Source organism: Variovorax monticola, assembly GCF_051216855.1.
Lineage (GTDB): Bacteria > Pseudomonadota > Gammaproteobacteria > Burkholderiales > Burkholderiaceae_C > Variovorax.
The window spans coordinates 541,930-563,360 of record NZ_JBPJZP010000004.1; the positions used below are offsets into that span (position 1 = coordinate 541,930).

A 21,431-nucleotide genomic window follows, 5' to 3' on the forward strand; every position below is an offset into this window, starting at 1 on the left:
GTTTTTGTCGCGGGGCTCACAGCCCCAGGTACGCGCGCCGCAGTTCGTCGCTGCCCAGCAGCGCATCGGGCTTGCCGGAGAAGCGCACGCTGCCGTTTTCCAGCACGTAGGCGCGATCGGCAATCTCCAGCGACTGGCCCACGTTCTGCTCGACCAGCAGCACGGCGAGGCCACCGTCGCGCAGCGTGCGGATGAGAGTGAACATGTCTTCCACCAGCAGCGGCGAGAGGCCCAGCGAAGGCTCGTCGAGGATCAGCAGCACCGGCTCGGCCATGAGCCCGCGCGCGATGGCCAGCATCTGCTGCTCGCCGCCGCTCATGGTGCCGGCGTGCTGCGCGATGCGCTCGCGCAGGCGCGGGAAGATGTGGAACATCTTCTCGACGTTGGCCGCGCGGCGTTCGCGGGCGCGGGTGAAGGAGCCCAGCTCCAGGTTCTCCAGCACGCTGAGGTTGGGGAACACCTTGCGGCCTTCGGGCACCTGGATGAGGCCGGCCTTGACCACGTCGCGGTAGTGCGCGCCGGTGAGGTCCTTGCCGTCGAAGCGCACGGTGCCGCTCCAGGCGGGCACGAGGCCGCAGACCATCTTGTTGAGGGTCGACTTGCCCGCGCCGTTGCTGCCGAGCAGCGCGACCATTTCGCCGGCGCCCACCTGCAGGTCGACGCCGCGCAGCACTTCCACGCGGCCGTAGCCGCCGCGCAGGCCTTGAATGTCGAGCAATGCGCTCATTCGGATACTCCCGCTGCGGCCTTGCGCAAGCGCGCCGCCGTGCCATGGCCCAGGTACGCCTCGACGACCCGGTCGTCGGAGGTCACCTGCGCCGGGTTGCCCTCGGCAATGAGCTGGCCCTGGGCCAGCACCCACACGTGCTCGGCCAGGTTCATCACGGCCTGCATCACGTGTTCGATCATCAGCACGGTCACGCCGCTGTCGGCAATGCCGCGCACCACCGGCATCATCTCGGCGATCTCCTGCGGGTTGAGGCCTGCCAGCACTTCGTCGAGCAGCAGCAGGCGGGGCCTTGTGGCGAGCGCGCGGGCCAGTTCGAGGCGCTTGCGCCCGGCCACGGTGAGGTCGGAGGCGGGCTTGTCGAGCTGCGGCGCCAGGCCCACGCGCTGCGCGACGGCCTCGGCGTTCTGCAGTGCTTCGGCGCGGTTGCGCACATGCAGGTGCGCGCCCACGGCGATGTTCTCGCGCACGGTCTGCGCGGCGAAGGGCTTCACGATCTGGAAGGTGCGCGTCATGCCGAGCACGGCGTTGCGGTGCGGCTCGCGGCCGGTGATGTCCTGGCCGGCGAAGCGCACGGTGCCGGCGTCGGGCTTCAGAAAGCCCGACATCAGCGCGAACAGCGTGGTCTTGCCCGCGCCGTTCGGCCCGATCAGCGCCGTGAGGCTGCCCTGCTTCACGGCCAGGCTCACGTTCTGCACGGCCTTCAGGCCGCCGAAGGAGCGCGAGATGCCGTCGAGTTTCAACAGCGGCTCAGTCATGCTTGCCTCCCTTGGCGTTCCACAGCTGCCGCACCGACAGGCCCAGGCCCGCGACGCCGCGCGGCAGGAAGATCACGATGAGCACGAGCACGGTGCCGTAGATGACCATGTTGATGCCCGGCAGTTCGCCGAACAGGTTGCGCGTGAAGTCCGACAGCAGGTGCAGCGCGGCCGCGCCCAGCACCGGTCCCCACAGCGTGCCCATGCCGCCGACGATGGCCGCGACCAGCGCCTCGACCGAGGTGACCGACCCGTAGGCGATGCCTGCGTCGATGTACTGGAACACCTGCACGTAGAACCCGCCGGCCGCGCCCATGAAGGCGGCGGAGATGCCGATGGCCGCGAGCTTGACGCGGAACGGGTTCACGCCCACGGCGCGCGCGGCGTCCTCGTTGTCGCGCACGGCCTGCAGGTAGGCACCGAAGCGGCCGTTGCGCAGCCACCAAGTGACCAGCAGCGCGACGACGACCATCGACAGCACCAGCCACAGGTAACCCGCGCGCGAGGCGAACTGCATGTTGCCGACCGACTCGCGCAGCGGCACCATGAGCCCGACGCCGCCGCCGGTGAAGGGCACCGAGGTGGCGAGGATGCGGAACACTTCGGCGAAGGCCAGCGTGACGAGCGCGAAATACGAGCCCTTCAGGCCGTAGCGGAAGGTGAGCGCGCCGACGAACAGGCCCACCAGCGCGGCGCCGGCCACCGCCATCGGCAGCGCGATCCACGGGTTGATGCCGCCCTGCAGCTGCGCGATGGCCTGGATGTAGGCACCGGTGCCGAAGAAGAGCGCATGCCCGAACGAGAACTGCCCGCCGAAGCCGCCGAGGATGTTCCAGGCCTGCGCGATGAGCGTGGCGTACAGCGCCATCATCACGAAGTTGAGCATGACGCCCGACTTCGTGACCAGCGGCACGCAGCCGACGACCACGGCGAACAGCGCAATGCCCGCGAGCTGCTTGTATCCCGGGTTCATTCGCGCGTTCATGCCTTGGCTCCGAACATGCCCTGCGGGCGGAACAGCACGACGCCGATGAAGATGGCGAAGATGCCGATCTGCCCGAGCGACTCGCCCAGGTACAGGCCGCCGAGCGACTCGACCACGCCCACGAGCAGTCCGCCGATGAGCGCGCCCACGAAGCTGCCCATGCCGCCGAGCACGACGATGGTGAAGGCCACGAGCACGAAGCCGCCGCCCACCTGCGGGTTGACGTAGTACGCGGGCAGCAGGAAGCACGCCGCCGCGCCCAGGCACGCGAGGCCGATGCCGAAGCTCATGGCATACACATGGTCGACGTCGATGCCCATGAGCTTGGCGCCCTCCTTCTCCTTGGCCACGGCGCGGATGGCGCGGCCCAGGTCGGTGCGGCCCATGATCCAGAACAGGATGCCCGACACCACGAGCGCACCGGCGAAGGCGATGAGCTTGGGCACGGCGATCATGGCCGGGCCGATGGCGACGGTGCTCAGCGAGTAGGCGGTTTCGATGCTGCGGGTGTCCGACTTGAAGAACAGCAGCGCGAGGTTTTCCATGACGATGGAGATGCCCAGCGTGGCGAGCAGGATGTTCTCGTCCTTGCCGTGGCCTGCGCGGTTGATGACGACGCGCTGCAATGCGTAGCCGAGCGCGAACATGCCCAGGATGGCGACGGGAAGGGCCATGTAGGGGTCGATGCCCAGGCGCTCCTTGAGGAAGTAGACGACGTACAGGGCCAGCATCAGGCTGGCGCCGTGGGCGAAGTTGATGATGTGCAGCACGCCGTAGATCAGCGTGAGGCCCACGGCGATCAGGGCGTACACGGCGCCGGTGGTCAGTCCGTTGAGGACCGAGGGGAAGAGGATGTTGATGTCTGGCATTGGCTGTTGTCTCGTGCTGTCGCAGCGCTTCTTAAGAGGTCCGCCCGGCCTGCGTGGTCGATCGGTCGCCGTCAGGGATCGGGGGGCTCACCGCCACTGCGTCCAACACGCGCTCAGGCCTTGAGCGGGAAGATCGGGTCGACTTCGCGGTAGTCGCGCGGAATGATCACCTTGATGTCGTTCTTCACGACCTGCGTCATCAGCGGTTGGGCGCCCTCGTTCTGCCCGTTGACGAACCTGGTGGGGCCGTACGGCATGAAGTGGTTGCCGAAGGTGCTCTTCTCCAGCGCGTCGATGATGGCGGCGCGGTCCGTCGACCTGGCGCGCTCGATGGCATCGGCCAGCAGCCACATCGAGGTGTAGGTCATGAAGACCTCGTAGCTGAAGAACTGGCCCTTGGCTTCCACGCGCTTGCGCAGTTCCTGCGAGCGCTTGTCCTTCGGGTTGAACCAGTGGTTGCAGTCGATGATGCCGTTGGCCGCGTCCGGAAACTCCTTCACGAACTTGTAGCTCGACGCGGCGCCGCCCAGCACCGAGAAGATGGCCTTGGGCACCACCTTCTGCTGCTGCATGGTGCGCACCAGCAGCGCGTATTCGTTGTAGTAGTTGGCCGGAATCACGATGTCGGGGTTGACCGACTTCATGCGCAGCACGATGTTGTTGAAGTCGCGCGTGGGGTTGGCGTGCTTCACCACCTCTTTCACGTCGAAGCCGTAGCCCGGGAGTTCGCGCGACAGCAGCTGCGCGGTGCCGGCACCGAAGAGCGACTCCTCGTGGATGATCATCACCGTCTTGGCGGGGCTGCCCGCGGCCTTGTTGAGCACCAGCAGGTTGGCGATGGCGACCTCGGTCGACTTCTTGTAGCCGGGGCCGAAGCGGAAGGTGTTCTTCAGGCCGCGCTCGACGATCTGGTCGGCCACGCCCACGTCGACCACGTGCGGCAGGTTGTACTTGGCCGCGGCCTGCGTGGTGGCCAGGCAGATGGCCGAGGCGAAGGCGCCCACGATGGCGGCCACGCCGGCCTCGTTCATCTTCTCGACCTCGGCGGCACCGGCCTGCGGCTGCGACTGCGCGTCGCCCAGCAGGGCCTCGAGCTTCGCGCCGCCCAGCGACTTGATGCCGCCCGCCGCGTTGATGTCCTCGATGGCCATGAGCGCACCCAGGCGGCACTGCTGTCCCGAATAGGCCAGCGCCCCGGTAACCGGATGCAGCACGCCGACCTTGACGGTCTTGGGCTGCGCACCGGCCACGAGCGGAAAGGCGACGGCGGTGGCCAGGGCGGCCGACTGCGACACGAAACGACGGCGGTTCTGCATGGTGAGGCTTTCCTTTTTCTTCAGTTGAACTGGGCTGACACGTCTTTGCTGACCCACACCTTGGCGTCGATGCTGCCCACGCGGGAGAGCTGCATTTCGTAGGTGTAGCGGTCGGGGCGGTAGAGGCCGTGCAGCCACTGCACGGGCCGCTCGTCTTCGTCGTAGATCAGGCGGCGCACCGCCAGCAGCGCGGAGCCGACCGACACTTCGAGATGCTGCGCCAGCACGTTGTCGGCCAGGCGCGCGGAGATGGTCTGGTGCGCCCTGCCCACCTTCACGCCCGACTCCTCGAGCAGCACCAGGATGGGCTTCTTCGACAGCTCTCGCCGCCCGAAGCGGCGCGCGATGGTGTCGGGCACGTAGGTGGTGATGTGCGACAGCGGGCCTTCCTTGGTGGAGCGCACGCGCACGGCCTTCTGCACCGGGTCGCCGAGCTGCAGCTGCAGCGCCTCGGCCACCTGGGTGGACGCGGTGATGGTGGCCACGTCGATCACCTTCACGGAGGTGTGCAGGCCCATGGTGACCAGGTTCTCGAGCAGGCCGCGCAGATTGGCACGCTCCATGCTCTTGCCACTGGGGCCGTCGCCGAGGGCCGGGGGCGGCAGCGCGCGCGTGCGGCGCCCGGGGTTGCGCTCGATCAGGCCTTCGGCCGCCAGCTGCTCGAGCGCGCGGCGCACCGTGACGCGCGCCACGCCGAACTGCGCCATCAGCGCGAGTTCGCCGGGCAGCCCTTCAGCGAAACGGCCTTCGTGCAACTGCTCGCGCAGCACCAGGTAGATCTGGTGGTATTTCGGCAAAGGCATTTGCGACATGCCTTTGATGTTTTTGCAGTTTCAATGTTCTGTCAATGGGACATTTGGCGCGCCAACGGAAAGGGCGCCCGCAGGCGCCCTCGAAAGACCGGCTGTGCCAGCGCCCGGTCAGAGCTTGAACGGCACCACTTCCTGGCGCTGCTCGCCCAGGCCTTCGATGCCCAGCGTCATCACGTCGCCCTTCTTCAGGAACAGCGGCGGCTTCATGCCCATGCCCACGCCGGGCGGCGTGCCGGTGGTGATGACGTCGCCGGGCATCAGCGTCATGAACTGGCTCACGTAGCTCACGATCCTGGCCACGCTGAAGATCATGGTCTTGGTGCTGCCCGTTTGCACGCGCTGGCCGTTCAGGTCGAGCCACATTGCGAGCTTTTGCGGGTTCTCGATCTCGTCGCGCGTCACCAGCCAGGGGCCGAGCGGGCCGAAGGTGTCGCAGCCCTTGCCCTTGTCCCAGGTGCCGCCGCGCTCGATCTGGTACTCGCGCTCGCTGATGTCGTTGATGGTGCAGTAGCCGGCCACGTAGTCGAGCGCGCTCTTTTGCGACACGTAGCGTGCGCGCGTGCCGATGACCACGCCGAGCTCGACTTCCCAGTCGGACTTGACCGAGCCCTTGGGCAGCATCACGGGGTCGTTCGGGCCCTGGATGCAGCTGTTGGCCTTCATGAAGACCACGGGCTCCTTGGGCACCGGCAGGCCGGACTCGGCCGCGTGGTCCGCGTAGTTCAGGCCGATGGCGATGAACTTGCCGACGTTGGCCACGGGGCTGCCCAGGCGCGGCTTGCCGCGCACCAGCGGCAGCTTGTCGAGCCTGGTCTTGCGCAGCTTGGCGATGGCGGCGTCGCCGAGCTGCTCGGGACCGATGTCCTTGACGATGGCGCTCAGGTCGCGCAGCTTGCCGTCGTTGTCGATGAGGCCGGGCTTTTCCTTGCCGGGGTTGCCGTAGCGGACGAGTTTCATGCTTTCCTTTCAGTGCATTGATGGGGGTGGGTATGCAGCGCGACCCGCGACGTCGAGCGGGTTCATATGGTGATGCCGCCGTCGACGGTGAAGGCCTGGCCGGTGGCGAACACCGATTCGTCGCTGGCCAGGAACACCACCACCGGCGCAATTTCCTCGGCCTGCGCGAGCCGGCCCATGGGCTGGCGCGCGATGAAGGCACGGCGTGCCGCGTCGGGGTCGGCATTGGCGTTGATGCGGTCGCCCAGCGAAGGCGTGTCGACCGTGCCCGGGCACACCGCATTGCAGCGGATGCCCCTGGCCACGTAGTCGGCCGCGACGCTCTTGGTGAGGCCGAGCACGGCCGCCTTGGTGGTGCCGTAGACGAAGCGGTTGGGCAGGCCCTTCATGCTGGAGCACACGCTCGCCATGTTGATGATGCTGCCGCGCCCGGCCGCCAGCATGCCGGGCAGCACGGCCTGGATGGTCCACATCTGGGCGCGCACGTTGAGGCTGAAGGCGAACAGCAGGTCGTCGTCGGTGGCCTGCTCGATGGTGCCGTTGTGCACCACGCCGGCGCAGTTGAAGAGGATGTCCAGCGCGGGCAGCTTGCCCACCAGCGCGCCGATGGCGGGCTTGTCGAGCACGTCGAGCTTGAGCGCGGTGACGTTGGGCATGCCGGCGTAGCGCGCCAGCAGTGCTTCGTTGACGTCGGTGGCCCAGACCTGCGCACCCTCGGCGGCCATGGCGAGCACGCTGGCATGGCCGATGCCCTGGCCAGCGGCGGTGACCAGCGCGGTCTTTCCCTTCAGTCTCATCGGTGTCTCCTCGTTCTTCGGGTTAGGCCCGATGGTGGCGCGGGCGGTGTATCGTATTCTGAATTGGCCTTACCACTTGTCCAATTCAGGACAACCCTTAAACCCGTTCCTCCACTCCTTTCGTTCTCCCTTTCGCTGCCGTGCCGATCCAGACCCTCGAACCCCAACGCCTCTACCGCCAGATCGCCGAACAGCTGCGCGTGCTCATCGGCAAGGGCGAGTTCGCGGTGGGCGCGCGCATTCCCGCCGAGCGCGACCTGGCCAAGCAGCTGGGCGTGAGCCGGCCTTCGGTGCGCGAGGCGCTGATTGCGCTGGAGGTGGAAGGCTGGGTCGAGATCCGCACCGGCTCGGGCGTGTACGTGCTCGACCGGTCGCACCGCACGGCCCCGGTCGCGAACGGTGCGAATGGCGCCGGGGCCGAATGGGGCCCGCTGGAGATCATTCGCGCGCGCCGCCTGGTCGAAGGCGAGACCGCCGCCACGGCCGCGCAGCACGGCAAGCGCAAGGACGTGGACGCCATGCGCCGCGCCATCCGCACGATGCGCGACATGGCCGCGCGCAACGAGGTGCCGCACGAAGGCGACCGCGCCTTTCACCTGGCCATCGTCAACGCCTGCGACAACGTGGTGCTGACCGAAACGGTGCAGGGCTTCTGGGAGTCGCGGCACGGGCCGATCTTCGCCCGGATGATCGATTACTTCGAGACCATGACGTCGTGGCAGGCCGCCATCGGCGAGCACGAAGCCATCCTCGAGGCCATCGCGGCGCGCGACCCCGCGGCGGCACGCGACGCCATGCACCAGCACATGGACAAGTTCCACCAGCGCTTCAGCGCGAGCTGGCGCCGCGCCAAAGCTTCCTGACACCTACCGCCAGCCATCACAAGCCAGCCAACCCCGCACCCCATGACGCCCTACATCCGACTCCACCCCGCCGACGACGTCGTCATCGCGCGTGCCCAGCTGCTCGGCGGCACCGCCATCGAGGGCGTGGCCGTGCGCGGCCTGATTCCGCCGGGCCACAAGATCGCGATGCGCGCCATCGCCCCCGGCGAACCGGTGCGCCGCTACAACCAGATCATCGGTTTTGCGAGCAGGCCCATCGCCGCGGGCGAACATGTGCACACGCAGAACCTGGACATGGGACCCGACAAGGGTGACTTCGAGCGCGACTACGCCTTCGGCGCCGACGTGAAGCCCGCGCCCGCCAAACGCGAGGCCACCTTCATGGGCATCCGGCGCGCCGACGGCCGCGTGGCCACGCGCAACTACATCGGCGTGCTGACCAGCGTGAACTGCTCGGCCACGGCCGCGCGCGCCATTGCCGACCACTTCTCGCGCAAGACCAACCCGCAGGCGCTCGCGGCGTTCCCGAACGTCGACGGCATCGTCGCGCTGACCCACGGCACCGGCTGCGGCATGGACACCGAGGGCCTGGGGCTGCAGATCCTGGCGCGCACGCTCACGGGCTACGCCACGCACCCCAACTTCGCGGGCGTGCTGGTGGTGGGGCTGGGCTGCGAGGCCAACCAGATCAACGCCTGGCTCGCGACCGGCCACCTGGCCGAGGGCGAGAACTTTCGCACCTTCAACATCCAGGACACGGGCGGCACGCGCAAGACGGTCGAGAAGGGCGTGGCGCTCATCAACGAGATGCTGCCGCGCGCCAACGCGGTGAAGCGCGAGCCGTGCAGCGCGGCGCACATCACCATCGGGCTGCAGTGCGGCGGCTCCGACGGCTACTCGGGCATCAGCGCCAACCCGGCGCTGGGCGCGGCGGTCGATCTGCTGGTGGCGCATGGCGGCACGGCCATCCTCAGCGAGACACCCGAGGTGTACGGCGCGGAACACCTGCTCACGCGCCGCGCGGTGAAGCGCGAGGTGGGCCAGAAGCTGGTGGACCGCATCAAGTGGTGGGAGCACTACACCGAGATCAACCAGGGCGAGATGAACAACAACCCCTCGCCGGGCAACAAGGCCGGCGGACTCACGACCATCCTGGAGAAATCGCTGGGCGCGGTCGCCAAGGGCGGCACCAGCAACCTGGAGGCGGTGTACGAATACGCCGAGCCCGTCACTGCGCACGGCTTCGTCTACATGGACACGCCGGGCTACGACCCGGTGAGCGCCACGGGCCAGGTGGCCGGCGGCGCCAACCTCATCTGCTTCACCACGGGACGCGGCTCGGCCTACGGTTGCGCGCCCTCGCCTTCGCTCAAGCTGGCGACCAACTCGGCGCTGTGGCAGCGGCAGGAAGAGGACATGGACATCAACTGCGGCGAGATCGTGGACGGCACGGCCTCGATCCAGGAGATGGGCCAGCGCATCTTCGAGATGGTGCTCGCCACCGCCTCGGGCGCGCATTCGAAGAGCGAACAGCACGGCTACGGCCAGAACGAGTTCGTTCCCTGGCAGGTCGGCGCAGTGATGTAGCCGACGCCCATCACACAGAACACGGCACACAGCGCCCCGATGCCGCCGCACTGACCGGCGCGGCATCGCACCAGGGGCATCCGCAGGAGACAACCGGATCCGGGACAGCGGGTTCGGAAAACCAAGGACAACGACATGAAAAAGATCCGACTCTCGCCTACCGCACTGGCTGCAGCCCTTGTTCTGGGTGCCGCCGCACTGCACCTTCCCGCGCACGCGGCCGACACCAAGGCCAAGAAGATCGCGCTGTCGAACAACTTCGCCGGCAACTCGTGGCGCCAGGCCATGCTCAAGAGCTGGGACAAGGTCACGAAGGACGCGGTCGCCAAGGGCGTGGTGGCGCAGGCCCCCAGCTTTACCACCTCGGAGAACCAGGCCACCGAGCAGGCCGCGCAGATCCAGAACATGATCCTGCAGGGCTTCGACGCCATCGTGATCAACGCGGCCTCGCCCACGGCGCTGAACGGCGCGGTGAAGCAGGCCTGCGACGCGGGCATCGTGGTGGTGTCGTTCGACGGCATCGTGAACGAGCCCTGCGCCTACCGCATCGCGGTGGACTTCAAGCAACTCGGCGCGATGCAGATCGACTACTTCGCCAGCCGCGGCATCAAGGGCAACCTGCTCGAAGTGCGCGGCATCGCGGGCGTGTTCGTGGACGACGAGATCCACCAGGGCATCACCGCGGCCGTGGCCAAGCGGCCCGAATACAAGATCGTCGGTTCGGTGCACGGCAACTGGACGCAGACAGTGGCGCAGAAAGAGGTGTCGGCCATTCTCTCGACGCTGCCGCAGGTGACGGCTGTCGCCACGCAGGGCGGCGACGGCTACGGCGTGGCGCAGGCTTTCAAGGCCGCGGGCCGCCCCACGCCGATCATCTTCATGGGCAACCGGCAGGACGAGCTGGCGTGGTGGAAGGAACAGCGCGACGCCAACAAGTACCAGACCATGTCGGCCAGCATCGCGCCGGGCGCCTCGACCTTCGCGTTCTGGGTGGCGCAGCAGATCCTGTCGGGCGTGAAGGTGCCCAAGGAGATGAAGCTGCCGATCAGCGTGGTGACGCAGGAGACGCTGGACCAGTCGCTGAAGAACACCGAGGTCGGGAGCGTGGTGAACGTGGAGTACTCGCAGAAGGAAGTGATCGACTTCATTGCCAAAGCCAAGTAAGCAGCGATGCCGAACCCATCGCAACAGCCAACGGGTGAGGTGCTGGTCGAGGCGCGCGGCGCGGCGCGGTCCTTCGGGGCCGTGCAGGCACTGCGCGGCGTCGATCTGCAATTGCGGCGCGGTGAGTGCGTCGGCCTGGTGGGACACAACGGCGCAGGCAAGTCGACACTCGTCAACGTGCTGTGCGGCGCGCTCGCACCCGACCGGGGCGCGCTGCACTTTGCCGGGCGACCCGCGGACAGCGCCGCGTGGAGCCTGCGCGAGGCGCGGCGCTGGGGCCTGCGCTGCGTGTTCCAGGAACTGTCGCTGTGCGACAACCTCACGCTGGCGGAGAACATGCGCATCGCGCAGCCGCAGTCGTCCGAATGGGCGTGGCGCAAGCGCGCGGGCGCGCAGCTGATGGCCTCGCTGGACCGCATCTTTCCGGGACACGGACTGCGGGCCGACGACGTGGTGGGCGAGCTGCCCATCGGCAAGCGGCAGATCGTGGAGGTGGCGCGCGCGTTCACGCCGGGGGCGCAACCGCTGGAACTGATGATCCTCGACGAGCCGACCTCTTCGCTCGACGGGCAGGCCGCCGCGCAGCTGCTGGCCTACATTCGCAGCTTCGTGGCCGAGGGCAAGACCTGCGTGCTGATCACGCACAAGCTGCGCGAGATCTTCGCGGTGACCGACCGGCTGGTGGTGATGCGCGACGGGCAGGTGGTGCAGGCCACGCCGACCGCCGAGACCGACCGCGAGCGGCTGGTGACGGCAATGGGCCAGGCCGTGGCCAGGGACGCGCCGTCTTCCGACGCCTCGACAGCGCGCCGGCACGAAGCCGGCGATGTGCAGGCCGTGGTGCAGGTGCAGGCCTCGCCGCAGCGCGGCATGGCGCTGAGGGCAATGCGCGGGGAAATCATCGGCCTCGCCGGGTTGGCCGGTCATGGCCAGACCGCGATGCTGCTGGCCCTGCAGGAAGCTTCGCAGCACACGCACAAACACAAGGACGCGATGCGCGTCGAAGGCGGCACTGCCTTCGTGGCCGGCGACCGGCAGACCGACGGCGTGTTCACGCTCTGGTCCATCGCGCGCAACATGACGGTGGGCTGGCTCGCGCAGCTGCGCGCGCGCAGCCCGCTGATCGACCTGAAGCGCGAGCAGGCGCACGCGCAGCAGTGGCGCCAGCGGCTGGGCCTGGTCACGCCCGACATGAGCCTGCCGATCGGCTCGCTCTCGGGCGGCAACCAGCAGAAGGTGCTCTTCGCACGCGCGCTCGGCTCGACCGCGCCGGTCATCCTGATGGACGACCCGATGCGCGGCGTGGACGTGGGCACCAAGCGCGACGTGTACGCGCTGATTCGCGACGAGGCGCGCCAGGGTCGCACCTTCGTCTGGTACACGACCGAGTTCGACGAACTGCACCACTGCGACCGCGTCTATGTGTTCAGCAACGGGCGCGTGGTCGGCGAGCTGGCCGGCGACGACATCAGCGAGGAGCGCGTGGTGGCGCTGTCATTCGAGGAGGCCACGGCATGACGAATGCTGTTCTTTCGAGCAGCCGAAGCCCCGCGCGCCGCGTGGCGATGCTGCATGCGCTGCTGCCCGCCGTGGCGCTCGCGCTGCTGCTGGCGGCGGTGTTCTTCAAGCAACCGCGCGCCATGTCCTACTTCGGCATCAACCTGCTGCTGAACCTGGCCATTCCGGTGATGTTCGCCACGCTGGCGCAGATGATGATCCTGGCGGTGAGCGACCTCGACCTGTCGATCGGGCCGTTCGTGTCGCTGGTCGCCTGCATCGGTGCCACGCTGATGCCAGAGCAGCCGTGGCTCGCGGTGCTGGCGCTGATTGCGGCCGTCGGCGTGTATGCGCTGGCGGGCGCGGTGATCGAGGCGCGGCAGCTGCCCTCGATCGTGGTCACGCTGGGGCTGTCGTTCGTGTGGCTGGGCTGCGCGGTGCTGCTGCTGCCCACGCCGGGCGGCACGGCGCCCGAGTGGCTGCGCGGCGCCATGAGCTGGCGCACGCCGCTGTTGCCGATGCCGATCTGGATGGCCATCGTCACGGCCATCGTGGGCCATCTGCTGATCACGCGCAGCGCCTTCGGCACGCTGGTGCGCGGGCTGGGCGGCAACCCGGGCGCAATTGCGCGCGCGGGCTGGAACATGGTGCGCGTGCGCGCCGGCGTGTATGCGATTGCGGGCGTGTTCGGCGTGTGCTCGGGGCTGATGCTGGTCGGCCAGGCCACCTCGGCCGACGCCAACATCGCCTCGCGCTACACGCTGGTGGCGATTGCGGCGGCCATTCTGGGCGGGGCCGAATTCGCGGGCGGCAAGGTGGCGCCGGTGGGCGCGGTGATCGGCGCGCTCACGGTGACGCTGGCGGCCTCGTTCCTGACCTTCCTGAACATCGCGCCGGACTGGCAGGTGGGCATGCAGGGCCTGATCCTGGTGGCCGTGCTGGGCCTTCGCGCGGCCATCGACCTGGTGGGAGGCAAGCGATGAGCGCGGTGAACGACACGTTGACGCCACCGCCGCCCGTGCCGCCCACGCCGCGCTGGCAGCGCTTCAAGAAACTCGCCGGCAACCGCCCCTGGCTGGGCTCCTGCGTGGCCGCCGTGCTGGCCTGGGCCGCCACGGTGTGGAGCGCCCACGGCCAGGGCTCGGGCGACCTGCTGGCCGCGGCGCTCGCGTTCTCGGCCTTCACGGTGCTGGTGTCGCTCGGGCAGATGCTGGTGATCAGCGTGGGGCCGGGCAATGCGGACCTGTCGATTCCCTCGACCATCGCGCTGTCGGGCGCGGCCGCGATGATCGTCATGGACGGCAACAACGCGATGCTGGTGCCGGGGTTGCTGGCGGCCACGGCGGTGGGTGCGGGCGTGGGCCTGTTCAACTTCGGGCTGATCCGGCTGCTGCGCATTCCGCCGATCATCGCCACGCTGGCGGCCTCGCTGATCGTGATGTCGGTGGCCATCAACTTCGGGCGCGGGCTCAAGGTGAAGCCGCCGGCACTGTTCTCCGACCTGATGACGCAGCGCATTCTCGGCGTGCCGCTGGTGGCGCTGGTGGCGGTGGTGGTCACCGTGCTGATTGCGGTGATGCTGGAGCGCACGGTGCTGGGCCGCTCGATTGCCGCGGTGGGCCAGAACCGCCGCGCCGCGCAGCTCGCGGGCCTGCGGGTGGAGCGCACGCGGCTGCTGGCCTACGTGATCTGCGCCGCGCTCGCGGGCTTCACGGGCGCGCTGCTCGCGGGCTTCTCGGGTGGCAACTCGCTCGACCAGGGCGCCGAGTACTTGCTGATGACCATCGCGGTGGTGGTCATCGGCGGCACGGCGGTGGCGGGCGGGCGGCCGAGCGTGCCGGGCATCTGGGGCGCGGCCATGTTCATGTTCCTGCTGGTGGCGCTGCTCAACGCCGTCGGCGCCGGGCCGGGGCTGCGCACGCTGCTGACCGGCGTCATCATCATCGCGGTCATCGTGCTGGCGAGCTCCCGCCCCAGGCGCTGAAGCCGCACCCATCACCACCCCATCACCACGTCTCACCCAAGGAAGACAACACCCATGGCCACCCTCCAAGACCTCCCCTTCGGCTTTCTGGACGGCACCGGCTTCGAACGGCTGGACCCGCGCTTCAACACCTGCATTCCCGGCCCCGAGCGCCTGGAGCGCCTGTGGACCGGTGCGCGCTGGTGCGAAGGCCCAGCGTGGTTCGGCGCGCACCGCACGCTGGTGTGGTCGGACATTCCGAACAACCGCATGCTGCGCTACGACGAGGTCAACGGCACGGTGGGCGTGTTCCGCGCGCCGGCCGACAACACCAACGGCCACACGGTCGACCGCCAGGGCCGGCTCGTGAGCTGCGAGCACCTCACGCGCCGCGTGACGCGCACCGAGCACGACGGCAGCATCACGGTGCTGGCCTCGCACTGGCAGGGCAAGCGGCTGAATTCACCGAACGACGTGGTGGTGCATTCGGATGGCGGCGTGTGGTTCACCGACCCGAGCTACGGCATCCTGTCGGACTACGAGGGCCTGCGCGCCGACAGCGAGATCGGCGCCTGCCACGTGTACCGCATCGACCCCGCGAGCGGCGAGGTCGCGCGCATGACCGACGACTTCGTCAAGCCCAACGGGCTGGCGTTCTCGCCCGACGAGTCGCTGCTGTACATCGCCGACACGGGCGCGAGCCATGCGGCGGACGGGCCGCGCCACATCCGCAAGTTCAAGGTGGGCCCCGACGGGCGCTCTTTGAGCGGCGGCGAGGTGTTTGCGGAATGCACGAACGGGCTGTTCGACGGCTTTCGCCTGGACACCGAGGGCCGCATCTGGACCAGCGCCGCGGACGGCGTGCACGCCTACCACCCCGACGGCACCTTGCTGGGCAAGATCCTCGTGCCGGAGCGCGTGGCCAACGTGTGCTTCGGCGGGCCGAAGCTCAACCGCCTTTTCATCTGCGCGACCTCGTCGCTCTATGCCATCACCTTGAACGCAAAGGGAGTCTGACTCATGTCCAGAACACTGCCGGCCGACAGCCTGCAAGCCACCGCCACCCGCATCCTCGAAGCCGCGGGCAGTTCGCCGGCCGAAGCGCAACAGGTGGCGGCCAACCTGGTGCTGGCCAACCTCAGCGGCCACGACTCGCACGGCGTGGGCATGCTGCCGCGCTATGTCGACGCGGTGGCCGAAGGCGGCCTGAAGCCCAACGCCGCCGTGCGCGTGAACCTGGACATCGGCACGCTGATGGGCCTGGACGGCCAGCACGGCTACGGGCAGATCGTCGGCGTGCAGGCGATGGAACTGGGCATTGCGCGCGCCCGGCAGCACGGCAGCTGCATCTTCACGCTCTCGCACGCGCACCACCTGGGGCGCATCGGCCACTTCGCCGAGATGGCGACGGCGCAGGGGCTGGTGGCCCTGCACTTCGTCAACGTGCTGTCGCGCCCGGTGGTCGCGCCCTGGGGCGGCGGCGACGGGCGCTTCGGCACCAACCCGTGCTGCATCGGCATCCCGCTGGCGGGCGCCGACCCCTTCGTGCTCGACTACGCGACCAGCCGCGTGGCGCAGGGAAAGATGCGCGTGGCGCACAACAAGGGCGAGCAGGTGCCCGACGGCTACCTGATCGACGAGAACGGCGCGCCCACCAACGACCCGGGCGTGGTGGTGGTGCCGCAGGGCAACGGGCTGTTCGGCGCGCTCATGACCTTCGGCGAGCACAAGGGCTACGGCATGGCGGTGGCGTGCGAGCTGCTGGGCGGCGCGCTGTCGGGCGGGGGCACCTGGCACCGGCCGGCAGACGCCTCGCGCACGGTGCTGAACGGGATGCTGACCGTGCTGATCGACCCCGAGCGGCTGGGCACGCAAACGTCGTTCGAGCAGGAAGCGCGGGAGTTCGTCGAGTGGCTGCGCCAGAGCCCGCCGGGACAGGGCTTCAATGAAGTGCAATTGGCGGGCGAGCCTGAGCGCAAGGCGCGTGCGGCGCGGCGCAAGGACGGGATCTGGGTGGACGATGCGACGTGGGGGGAGATTGTGGCGGCGGGGGCTAAGGTGGGTGTGAGCGTTTCGGTCTGATTGCGCCTCGTCCAAATCGGGAGAGGGGCCGGGCGACGAAGACCTGTCCGCTCCCACACGACCCCAGCATTCGGGTCCGCACCGGCGGTTCGAGCCGCGCTGAGTGGTCCGGTCGTCGCTACGGCGCGGTCGGCGGGAATGCGACGCTTGCTACGACCGCGCTACAGAGGAAGCGCTGCTGGTGCGGGGCCGCGTTGCTCCTTCTCCGGCGCGCAGAGCTACCGAGCGTTCCGGCGTGCCGCCTTGCTCAGAGGTGAATCGGGACCAACTCCACGGACTACAAGAATGTGCCTATCGGCATGAGCAAGGCTGCTGAATACCAGATGGCTCCAAAGATCACGTGGAGCCCAAATGCCGCCCATGCCGGCCAAGCTCTACGCCAAGCCACAGCCGCAACTGCGATGGCGCTTTCGACATAGAGCAAGAACGTCACAGTCTGCCCAGTCCACGCGAAATTTCCTTGCATCATGCGCCCGCCAGACTCCACGACACAGATGCTGATCGTCATCCCAACGGCGTAGAGGAACCATGCGAACAGCAGCCGGTTAGCCTTCGCGCGCTGGCGCCAGATGACCACGGCGGCCACGACTGGAAATAGAAGCGAGCCCGGAAGCTTTTTGAGCACGTCCGCCGGCCCGCCATAGACTGCGAACGGTGCAAATCCGAGCCCTCCCCCCCCTGGGCTGCCATTGAAGGTCACTCGGTACTGGAGCGCCAACACGATGCACGCCGGTATTGCGACCAACGTGAGGTTTCGCAGAGCCGCTTTCCATGAGCCGGACAACGCACGATAAAACTCTACAGCGCACACGCACGGCAAGAACGCGATCAGGAACGATGGCTTCGCAACAGCGGAAAGGATCACGCCGACGGGCAATATCACCATCCAAACTGCGCCCTTCTGTCCTTCGAAGGCAACCCTGAAGTAGGCGAACAGAACTGCTATCGAGAGTGCCTTCGAGAGCACCTGAGTCGGGTTGTGGTAGACGGTTGGCGCGATGTAGCCATAGTAGAAGTTCAGCGCGAGCGCGGTCTGCACGAAGATGTGAGAGACCAGCAGGACCAAGACTGCGACGCTCAGTGCGCCCATCGGGCTCCCCCTCGGCGAAGATCGACGGATCTGGGCTCCGATCATCCCCGCCATACCTGCATAGCACAGTGACATCAGAACGATGGCCGCAGCCTCGTAAGAAAGGCTGCTCGCCTTGGCGATCGCGATAACCAGCAGTTGGAACAGAAAGTGCGGCGAGACGACGTCGGACCACTGGTGGATAGACTTCGCATACTGGATGTGATTCCACAGGTCTGCCGGCTCCTGCAGGTAAGGGAGCATGGGCATCGAGAACATCACAGCAGCAATCACTGCGGCCCAGCACACTACCGCCCATCGGCGGTGCATCCCTCCCACTGGGTGGACTGGAGTGGCTGCGGCTACATTTTTCAAGTCTTCTCCTTCTTGCTACTTGCTACTTGCTACTTGCATCGCATTGTGACGGCAGCCAAAAACCGAAAATCGCCCAGCACAAGCGCGGGCGATACGGGTCGGACATTGGGAGGCATAGAAGTTACGGCGATAGGCGAGCGCCGAACGGCAGTTCATGATCGACCGAGCCAGGCTGAGCGGCGCGAATGAGTCGCTGACGCACATCGCGACGAGTCGGCCACGCTCCTCGGTCAAAGCGTCGAGCAACTTATTTCAGGAATCCCACACTCGCCCAGCCGGAGTCTGCTGCACCAGCTTTGGGACGGGCGGCAGCGCCACCTGGAGAATCTTCGGGATCGACCCGGGCATCACGACGCGAAGTATCCAGTGACCGCGGGTCAGGACGCCTCTGTCTCTGCCTGATCCGTCGAGAGACACGTGGTACAGCACCACCACAAGCGCACCCCATCCGCGCAGGCCATCGAGGAAGTGCAGTCGGGACGTCTGGAGCGGCTTTCATTCACGTATTGTGCGCGGCCCGCGGTGGCCCGAATCACAGCCTCCAGCGAGAACGCGGAGGGTGATGGCTAGCAGTAGCAGGACGTTGCGACGGTAGATGACCCCCAAGCGGCAGCCCGTGGTCGACCGGACCCGACCATCTCTTCATGGAAGGCTTCGCCGCACCTCGGCTTCGGGCGGACCCGGCGCTTGGCGCGTTTGGACGGTTACCATCCCCCCGCGCCCAACCTCGGCGGATTGCTCGCAACCGCCCCTCGATGCGCGCGCTGCATGGCGTCAACCCATGCCATTCTGTTTTTTGACTACATCACTGCGGAAATTTTTCATGGCTAGTTCAGCTCGGAATGACAGCGACGATTCGAGCTGGAAGGATCTTGCGATCGCGCTGATCACAGCCGGGACAACGCTCATCCTGTTGTGCTGGCTCGCCGCCCCACGGTGGCAGACGAACGACGACGCATTCATGTCCATGGTGGCGCACGGCTATGGCGTCGTCTCTGGTGGCTCACCACCCAACCTCATGTTCTCAAACCTGCTGTGGGGCTACTTCGTCCGCAGCTTGCCGACACTGAACGGCACACCGGGATACTCACTTGCTACGATGGCAGCGCTGCTGGTTTCAGGTTCGGCGATCGGCTTCGCGTTGCTGCGATTGCGAGTGAGCCTTGCGGTTTGCGCCGCAGTGGTCGTTTTCGTTTTCACGGGACCAATCCTGTTTCCGCAGTTCACGGTGAACGCTGGCTTGCTCATGGTCGCGTCCATCATGCTCTTGCGCGTGTATGCCAGAGACGGAAAGGCCAGTCTCTTGGCCGCCGCTTGCCTGCTTGCCTTTGCCAGCTACCTCATCCGCTCGCAGGAGTTTTTGTTTGTCTGCGCAGCGGGCTTGCCCTTCCTTCCAGTCGGCCAATTTCTCAGGGACCGACGGGCGCTGGTTGGGGCCGGCGCTCTGGCTTGCGCCGTCGTCGCAAGTGCCGTTGTCGACTACCAGGCCTACCGAACACCGGAATGGCGCGATTTCAACGCCCTCAATCCCGTCCGTGCGCTGATGACGGATTTCGGCGCCGCTGAGCCCGTCAAAGCGCGTCCCGACGTGCTGTCCAGGCACAGCTTCAGCCTGAATGACGTCACGTTGATCGAAGGTTGGTTCTTCGTCGATCCGAAAGTGGCGAATCCTCCAGCACTTCAAGCGATGATCTTGGAAGCAGGCGGAAGCCCGATACAAGAGCACAAGTTCATCAACGCAGTGCTTGGCATCAAAGCTTTGGGTCAGCCATCCATCTGGCTGCTCACCTTGGTCGCGCTTGGGGTTTCCGCGATTGGTGCCAGACGCTCAACACTATGTGCTTGGGCGATTTTTCTCGTTGGCATCGCCGCGATGGGATACCTCGGCCGACCTGGCGTTCTTCGCGTTTACGTTCCCGTGCTCGCCTTGCTCATCGTCGCGCCGTTGCCGGAATTCCGTTGGCGCCAACGATACAACGCCCTGTTCGCCATCGTGCTCGGCGTCGCAGCCGTGGTCAATATGGTCAACCTCGTTACTGAATCAAGAGCGTTCAGGAGCGCCGATGCGCAAGTTCGCGAACAGGTCAGCGGCGTTGACGGTCAACCCGTCGTCCTGTGGGCCTCCAGCTTCCCGTTCGAAGCGGTCTACCCCGTGCTCGGAATTTCCGAGCGCGCAATGACGTACAGGCTGTACGGGCTTGGCGTGTCGACGTTGGCACCTTTCGCGGTATCGCGATCGGAGAGCCTTGCCGGGCGCGACATGATTGTTCGCTTGCGCAGTCCGGAAGGCGTGCCCATCTTTGCCACCAGCGTTCAGATCAAGCTGCTGGAGGCCTACTGCCGTGAACACTTCGCTGGGCGGCTCGAGGAGATCTCCACGCCACCCGCCGGATCGATCGCACCATCGTCGTATCGATGCAGCGCCTGACAGCATCGCAGGCCGAACGATAAACCTCCCCAGCCCGACCGACGGCTTCGCTTGGTCAGCCGATCCATCCGGATGTCTCGGTTAATTCGGTCGAAGAATTTTCAGATCAAGGTCAGCTACCACGCGCAGCTCAATGCTGCGACGGCTGTGCCTGATCACGCCCGCGTGGAAGGCTTCCTGGCCTCGAAGATCAGCGCGCCGGGGCCGATGATGCCGTGCGTCGGCTGGTCCAGGTCCCATTGCGTGGCCTCGAAACCGAGCGCTCGCAGGCGGTCGAGCATGTTCAGGCCGAAGATCGTCCAGACCAGCACGCCTTCGTCGGGCCGCACCGGGTCGCCGTGGAAAGCCTTCTCTTCGAGATAGACGATTTCGCCGTCGACGATCTTGGCGCGGACCTGGTCCTCGGCCAGCAGCGGGCTGTAGGGGACCGTGAAGATGTGGCGCCCGCCAGGCTTGAGCACGCGAAAGATTTCCGCATGCGCGGCGTAGGGCTCGGGCATGTGCTCCATCACGTCGCTCGACATCACGAGGTCGAGCGAAGCGTCGGCGAAAGACAGTGCCTGAAGGTCTTCATGGCGACGCCCGTCGACCATCTCGCCGGAGGCGTACTGGTCGCCGAAGTACTCCGAGCACACATAGCCGGGCAGTTCGACCAGCTGCAGGTGCAGCGCGCCCGTGGTCTCGGTGTTGTAGGTCACGAAGCCGGAGGGAAAGTGCCAGCTGCCGTCGTTCGGCAAGCCGCACTGCTGCCGAATCAGATAGGCCATCTGCCGCTGGCGGTTGAACGACTGGCAATTCGAGCACCGGCCCGATTCGCGCGGGTTGTCGGTGAAGCCGGCAAACCGGCTCTGCGTGCCGCAGACAGGGCAGACGCCTGAAAACACGGGGCCTTCATCCACGGGCTCGGCCATGACGGGCGACTCTATCGGCTCGATGACCGGTGCCGGCGTTGCGGAAGGTGGCGGCACTGCCGACAGCGTCGGTGTCGGCGACTCGCGTCGCGTGTGCCAACTCGATGCGGCCAGGCGCAATTTGCGCAAAGCCCTTTTCACGATGCTCATGTCCCTCGCTCCAAATTTTTATGTGAGAACAGCGCAGTTTAAGTCGCAGCGCGCAGCTTCGGTACGGGGAAAAAGCGCGTCGTTGCCCTCGACGCTCTCCGGGTGGGCATGCCATCACGGCCCGGCTGCCGGTTGGTCT

The 21,431-nt window shown here is 67.0% G+C and carries 19 protein-coding genes; 9 read left to right on the forward strand and 10 right to left on the reverse strand.

Going from position 1 to position 21,431, the window contains the following annotated elements:
* Positions 1-16: 16 nt before the first annotated feature.
* The 8 genes from ACSFA5_RS17120 to ACSFA5_RS17155 all read right to left on the reverse strand — a co-directional run bounded on the left by ACSFA5_RS17120 (position 17) and on the right by ACSFA5_RS17155 (position 7,221).
* Positions 17-727 (reverse strand): ABC transporter ATP-binding protein, encoded by a 711-nt coding sequence (locus ACSFA5_RS17120; RefSeq protein WP_435445235.1) that lies wholly within the window; start codon positions 725-727, stop codon positions 17-19.
* The gene (locus ACSFA5_RS17125; protein ID WP_435445236.1) at positions 724-1,485 is read right to left on the reverse strand and encodes an ABC transporter ATP-binding protein; all 762 of its coding nucleotides are present in this window, start codon (positions 1,483-1,485) and stop codon (positions 724-726) included. Before ACSFA5_RS17125 ends, ACSFA5_RS17120 begins: the two co-directional genes overlap by 4 nt.
* Positions 1,478-2,458, reverse strand: a complete 981-nt coding sequence (locus ACSFA5_RS17130; protein ID WP_435445363.1) for a branched-chain amino acid ABC transporter permease — start codon at positions 2,456-2,458, stop codon at positions 1,478-1,480. Before ACSFA5_RS17130 ends, ACSFA5_RS17125 begins: the two co-directional genes overlap by 8 nt.
* 8 nt (positions 2,459-2,466) lie before the next feature.
* Positions 2,467-3,339, reverse strand: coding sequence for a branched-chain amino acid ABC transporter permease (locus tag ACSFA5_RS17135; protein ID WP_435445237.1), 873 nt, complete (start codon positions 3,337-3,339; stop codon positions 2,467-2,469).
* A gap of 113 nt (positions 3,340-3,452) precedes the next feature.
* Positions 3,453-4,655, reverse strand: a complete 1,203-nt coding sequence (locus ACSFA5_RS17140; RefSeq protein WP_435445238.1) for an ABC transporter substrate-binding protein — start codon at positions 4,653-4,655, stop codon at positions 3,453-3,455.
* Positions 4,656-4,675: 20 nt separating this feature from the next.
* Complete coding sequence (locus ACSFA5_RS17145; RefSeq protein WP_435445239.1) at positions 4,676-5,458, reverse strand: GntR family transcriptional regulator; 783 nt, start codon at positions 5,456-5,458, stop codon at positions 4,676-4,678.
* A gap of 117 nt (positions 5,459-5,575) precedes the next feature.
* The gene (locus ACSFA5_RS17150) at positions 5,576-6,424 is read right to left on the reverse strand and encodes a fumarylacetoacetate hydrolase family protein (RefSeq protein ID WP_435445240.1); all 849 of its coding nucleotides are present in this window, start codon (positions 6,422-6,424) and stop codon (positions 5,576-5,578) included.
* 62 nt (positions 6,425-6,486) lie between these two features.
* Entirely contained in the window at positions 6,487-7,221 is a 735-nt protein-coding gene (locus ACSFA5_RS17155) for an SDR family oxidoreductase (protein WP_435445241.1), read from the reverse strand.
* Positions 7,222-7,361: 140 nt separating this feature from the next.
* Here ACSFA5_RS17155 and ACSFA5_RS17160 point away from each other — a divergent pair, with 140 nt between their 5' ends.
* The 8 genes from ACSFA5_RS17160 (at position 7,362) to ACSFA5_RS17195 (ending at position 16,359) form a co-directional block, all read left to right on the forward strand.
* Complete coding sequence (locus ACSFA5_RS17160) at positions 7,362-8,084, forward strand: FadR/GntR family transcriptional regulator (protein ID WP_435445242.1); 723 nt, start codon at positions 7,362-7,364, stop codon at positions 8,082-8,084.
* Positions 8,085-8,126: 42 nt separating this feature from the next.
* Positions 8,127-9,653 carry a UxaA family hydrolase gene (locus ACSFA5_RS17165; protein ID WP_435445244.1) on the forward strand — a complete coding sequence of 509 codons (1,527 nt, stop codon included), beginning with the start codon at positions 8,127-8,129 and terminating at the stop codon, positions 9,651-9,653.
* Positions 9,654-9,788: 135 nt separating this feature from the next.
* Entirely contained in the window at positions 9,789-10,817 is a 1,029-nt protein-coding gene (locus ACSFA5_RS17170; protein ID WP_435445245.1) for an ABC transporter substrate-binding protein, read from the forward strand.
* Between the two features lie 6 nt (positions 10,818-10,823).
* Complete coding sequence (locus tag ACSFA5_RS17175) at positions 10,824-12,335, forward strand: sugar ABC transporter ATP-binding protein (protein ID WP_435445246.1); 1,512 nt, start codon at positions 10,824-10,826, stop codon at positions 12,333-12,335.
* On the forward strand, positions 12,332-13,297 hold the full coding sequence (locus ACSFA5_RS17180) for an ABC transporter permease (RefSeq protein ID WP_435445247.1): 966 nt from the start codon (positions 12,332-12,334) through the stop codon (positions 13,295-13,297). Before ACSFA5_RS17175 ends, ACSFA5_RS17180 begins: the two co-directional genes overlap by 4 nt.
* Entirely contained in the window at positions 13,294-14,298 is a 1,005-nt protein-coding gene (locus ACSFA5_RS17185) for an ABC transporter permease (RefSeq protein WP_435445248.1), read from the forward strand. Before ACSFA5_RS17180 ends, ACSFA5_RS17185 begins: the two co-directional genes overlap by 4 nt.
* 54 nt (positions 14,299-14,352) lie before the next feature.
* Positions 14,353-15,294, forward strand: a complete 942-nt coding sequence (locus ACSFA5_RS17190) for an SMP-30/gluconolactonase/LRE family protein (protein WP_435445249.1) — start codon at positions 14,353-14,355, stop codon at positions 15,292-15,294.
* A gap of 3 nt (positions 15,295-15,297) precedes the next feature.
* Positions 15,298-16,359: a malate/lactate/ureidoglycolate dehydrogenase gene (locus tag ACSFA5_RS17195; protein ID WP_435445250.1), complete on the forward strand. Its 1,062-nt coding sequence runs from the start codon at positions 15,298-15,300 to the stop codon at positions 16,357-16,359.
* A 277-nt stretch (positions 16,360-16,636) separates the two neighbouring features.
* Here the strand turns inward: ACSFA5_RS17195 and ACSFA5_RS17200 are convergent, their stop codons facing one another.
* A complete protein-coding gene (locus ACSFA5_RS17200; RefSeq protein ID WP_435445251.1) occupies positions 16,637-17,692 on the reverse strand; it encodes a hypothetical protein in 1,056 nt (351 codons plus the stop codon).
* Between the two features lie 934 nt (positions 17,693-18,626).
* Here ACSFA5_RS17200 and ACSFA5_RS17205 point away from each other — a divergent pair.
* A complete protein-coding gene (locus ACSFA5_RS17205) occupies positions 18,627-20,231 on the forward strand; it encodes a hypothetical protein (protein ID WP_435445252.1) in 1,605 nt (534 codons plus the stop codon).
* Positions 20,232-20,386: 155 nt separating this feature from the next.
* Here the strand turns inward: ACSFA5_RS17205 and ACSFA5_RS17210 are convergent, their stop codons facing one another.
* Positions 20,387-21,292: a class I SAM-dependent methyltransferase gene (locus tag ACSFA5_RS17210; protein ID WP_435445253.1), complete on the reverse strand. Its 906-nt coding sequence runs from the start codon at positions 21,290-21,292 to the stop codon at positions 20,387-20,389.
* Between the last annotated feature and the right edge of the window lie 139 nt (positions 21,293-21,431).

What these genes read in the sequence shown, in the direction of transcription:
- ACSFA5_RS17145 (WP_435445239.1), bottom strand. Translation starts at nt 5,458, where the DNA reads ATGCCTTTGCCGAAATACCACCAGATCTACCTGGTGCTGCGCGAGCAG.
- ACSFA5_RS17155 (WP_435445241.1), bottom strand. Translation starts at nt 7,221, where the DNA reads ATGAGACTGAAGGGAAAGACCGCGCTGGTCACCGCCGCTGGCCAGGGC.
- ACSFA5_RS17170 (WP_435445245.1), top strand. Translation starts at nt 9,789, where the DNA reads ATGAAAAAGATCCGACTCTCGCCTACCGCACTGGCTGCAGCCCTTGTT.
- ACSFA5_RS17150 (WP_435445240.1), bottom strand. Translation starts at nt 6,424, where the DNA reads ATGAAACTCGTCCGCTACGGCAACCCCGGCAAGGAAAAGCCCGGCCTC.
- ACSFA5_RS17165 (WP_435445244.1), top strand. Translation starts at nt 8,127, where the DNA reads ATGACGCCCTACATCCGACTCCACCCCGCCGACGACGTCGTCATCGCG.
- ACSFA5_RS17130 (WP_435445363.1), bottom strand. Translation starts at nt 2,458, where the DNA reads ATGAACCCGGGATACAAGCAGCTCGCGGGCATTGCGCTGTTCGCCGTG.
- ACSFA5_RS17200 (WP_435445251.1), bottom strand. Translation starts at nt 17,692, where the DNA reads ATGCTCCCTTACCTGCAGGAGCCGGCAGACCTGTGGAATCACATCCAG.
- ACSFA5_RS17125 (WP_435445236.1), bottom strand. Translation starts at nt 1,485, where the DNA reads ATGACTGAGCCGCTGTTGAAACTCGACGGCATCTCGCGCTCCTTCGGC.
- ACSFA5_RS17195 (WP_435445250.1), top strand. Translation starts at nt 15,298, where the DNA reads ATGTCCAGAACACTGCCGGCCGACAGCCTGCAAGCCACCGCCACCCGC.
- ACSFA5_RS17135 (WP_435445237.1), bottom strand. Translation starts at nt 3,339, where the DNA reads ATGCCAGACATCAACATCCTCTTCCCCTCGGTCCTCAACGGACTGACC.
- ACSFA5_RS17120 (WP_435445235.1), bottom strand. Translation starts at nt 727, where the DNA reads ATGAGCGCATTGCTCGACATTCAAGGCCTGCGCGGCGGCTACGGCCGC.
- ACSFA5_RS17210 (WP_435445253.1), bottom strand. Translation starts at nt 21,292, where the DNA reads ATGAGCATCGTGAAAAGGGCTTTGCGCAAATTGCGCCTGGCCGCATCG.
- ACSFA5_RS17190 (WP_435445249.1), top strand. Translation starts at nt 14,353, where the DNA reads ATGGCCACCCTCCAAGACCTCCCCTTCGGCTTTCTGGACGGCACCGGC.
- ACSFA5_RS17185 (WP_435445248.1), top strand. Translation starts at nt 13,294, where the DNA reads ATGAGCGCGGTGAACGACACGTTGACGCCACCGCCGCCCGTGCCGCCC.
- ACSFA5_RS17180 (WP_435445247.1), top strand. Translation starts at nt 12,332, where the DNA reads ATGACGAATGCTGTTCTTTCGAGCAGCCGAAGCCCCGCGCGCCGCGTG.
- ACSFA5_RS17205 (WP_435445252.1), top strand. Translation starts at nt 18,627, where the DNA reads ATGGCTAGTTCAGCTCGGAATGACAGCGACGATTCGAGCTGGAAGGAT.
- ACSFA5_RS17175 (WP_435445246.1), top strand. Translation starts at nt 10,824, where the DNA reads ATGCCGAACCCATCGCAACAGCCAACGGGTGAGGTGCTGGTCGAGGCG.
- ACSFA5_RS17140 (WP_435445238.1), bottom strand. Translation starts at nt 4,655, where the DNA reads ATGCAGAACCGCCGTCGTTTCGTGTCGCAGTCGGCCGCCCTGGCCACC.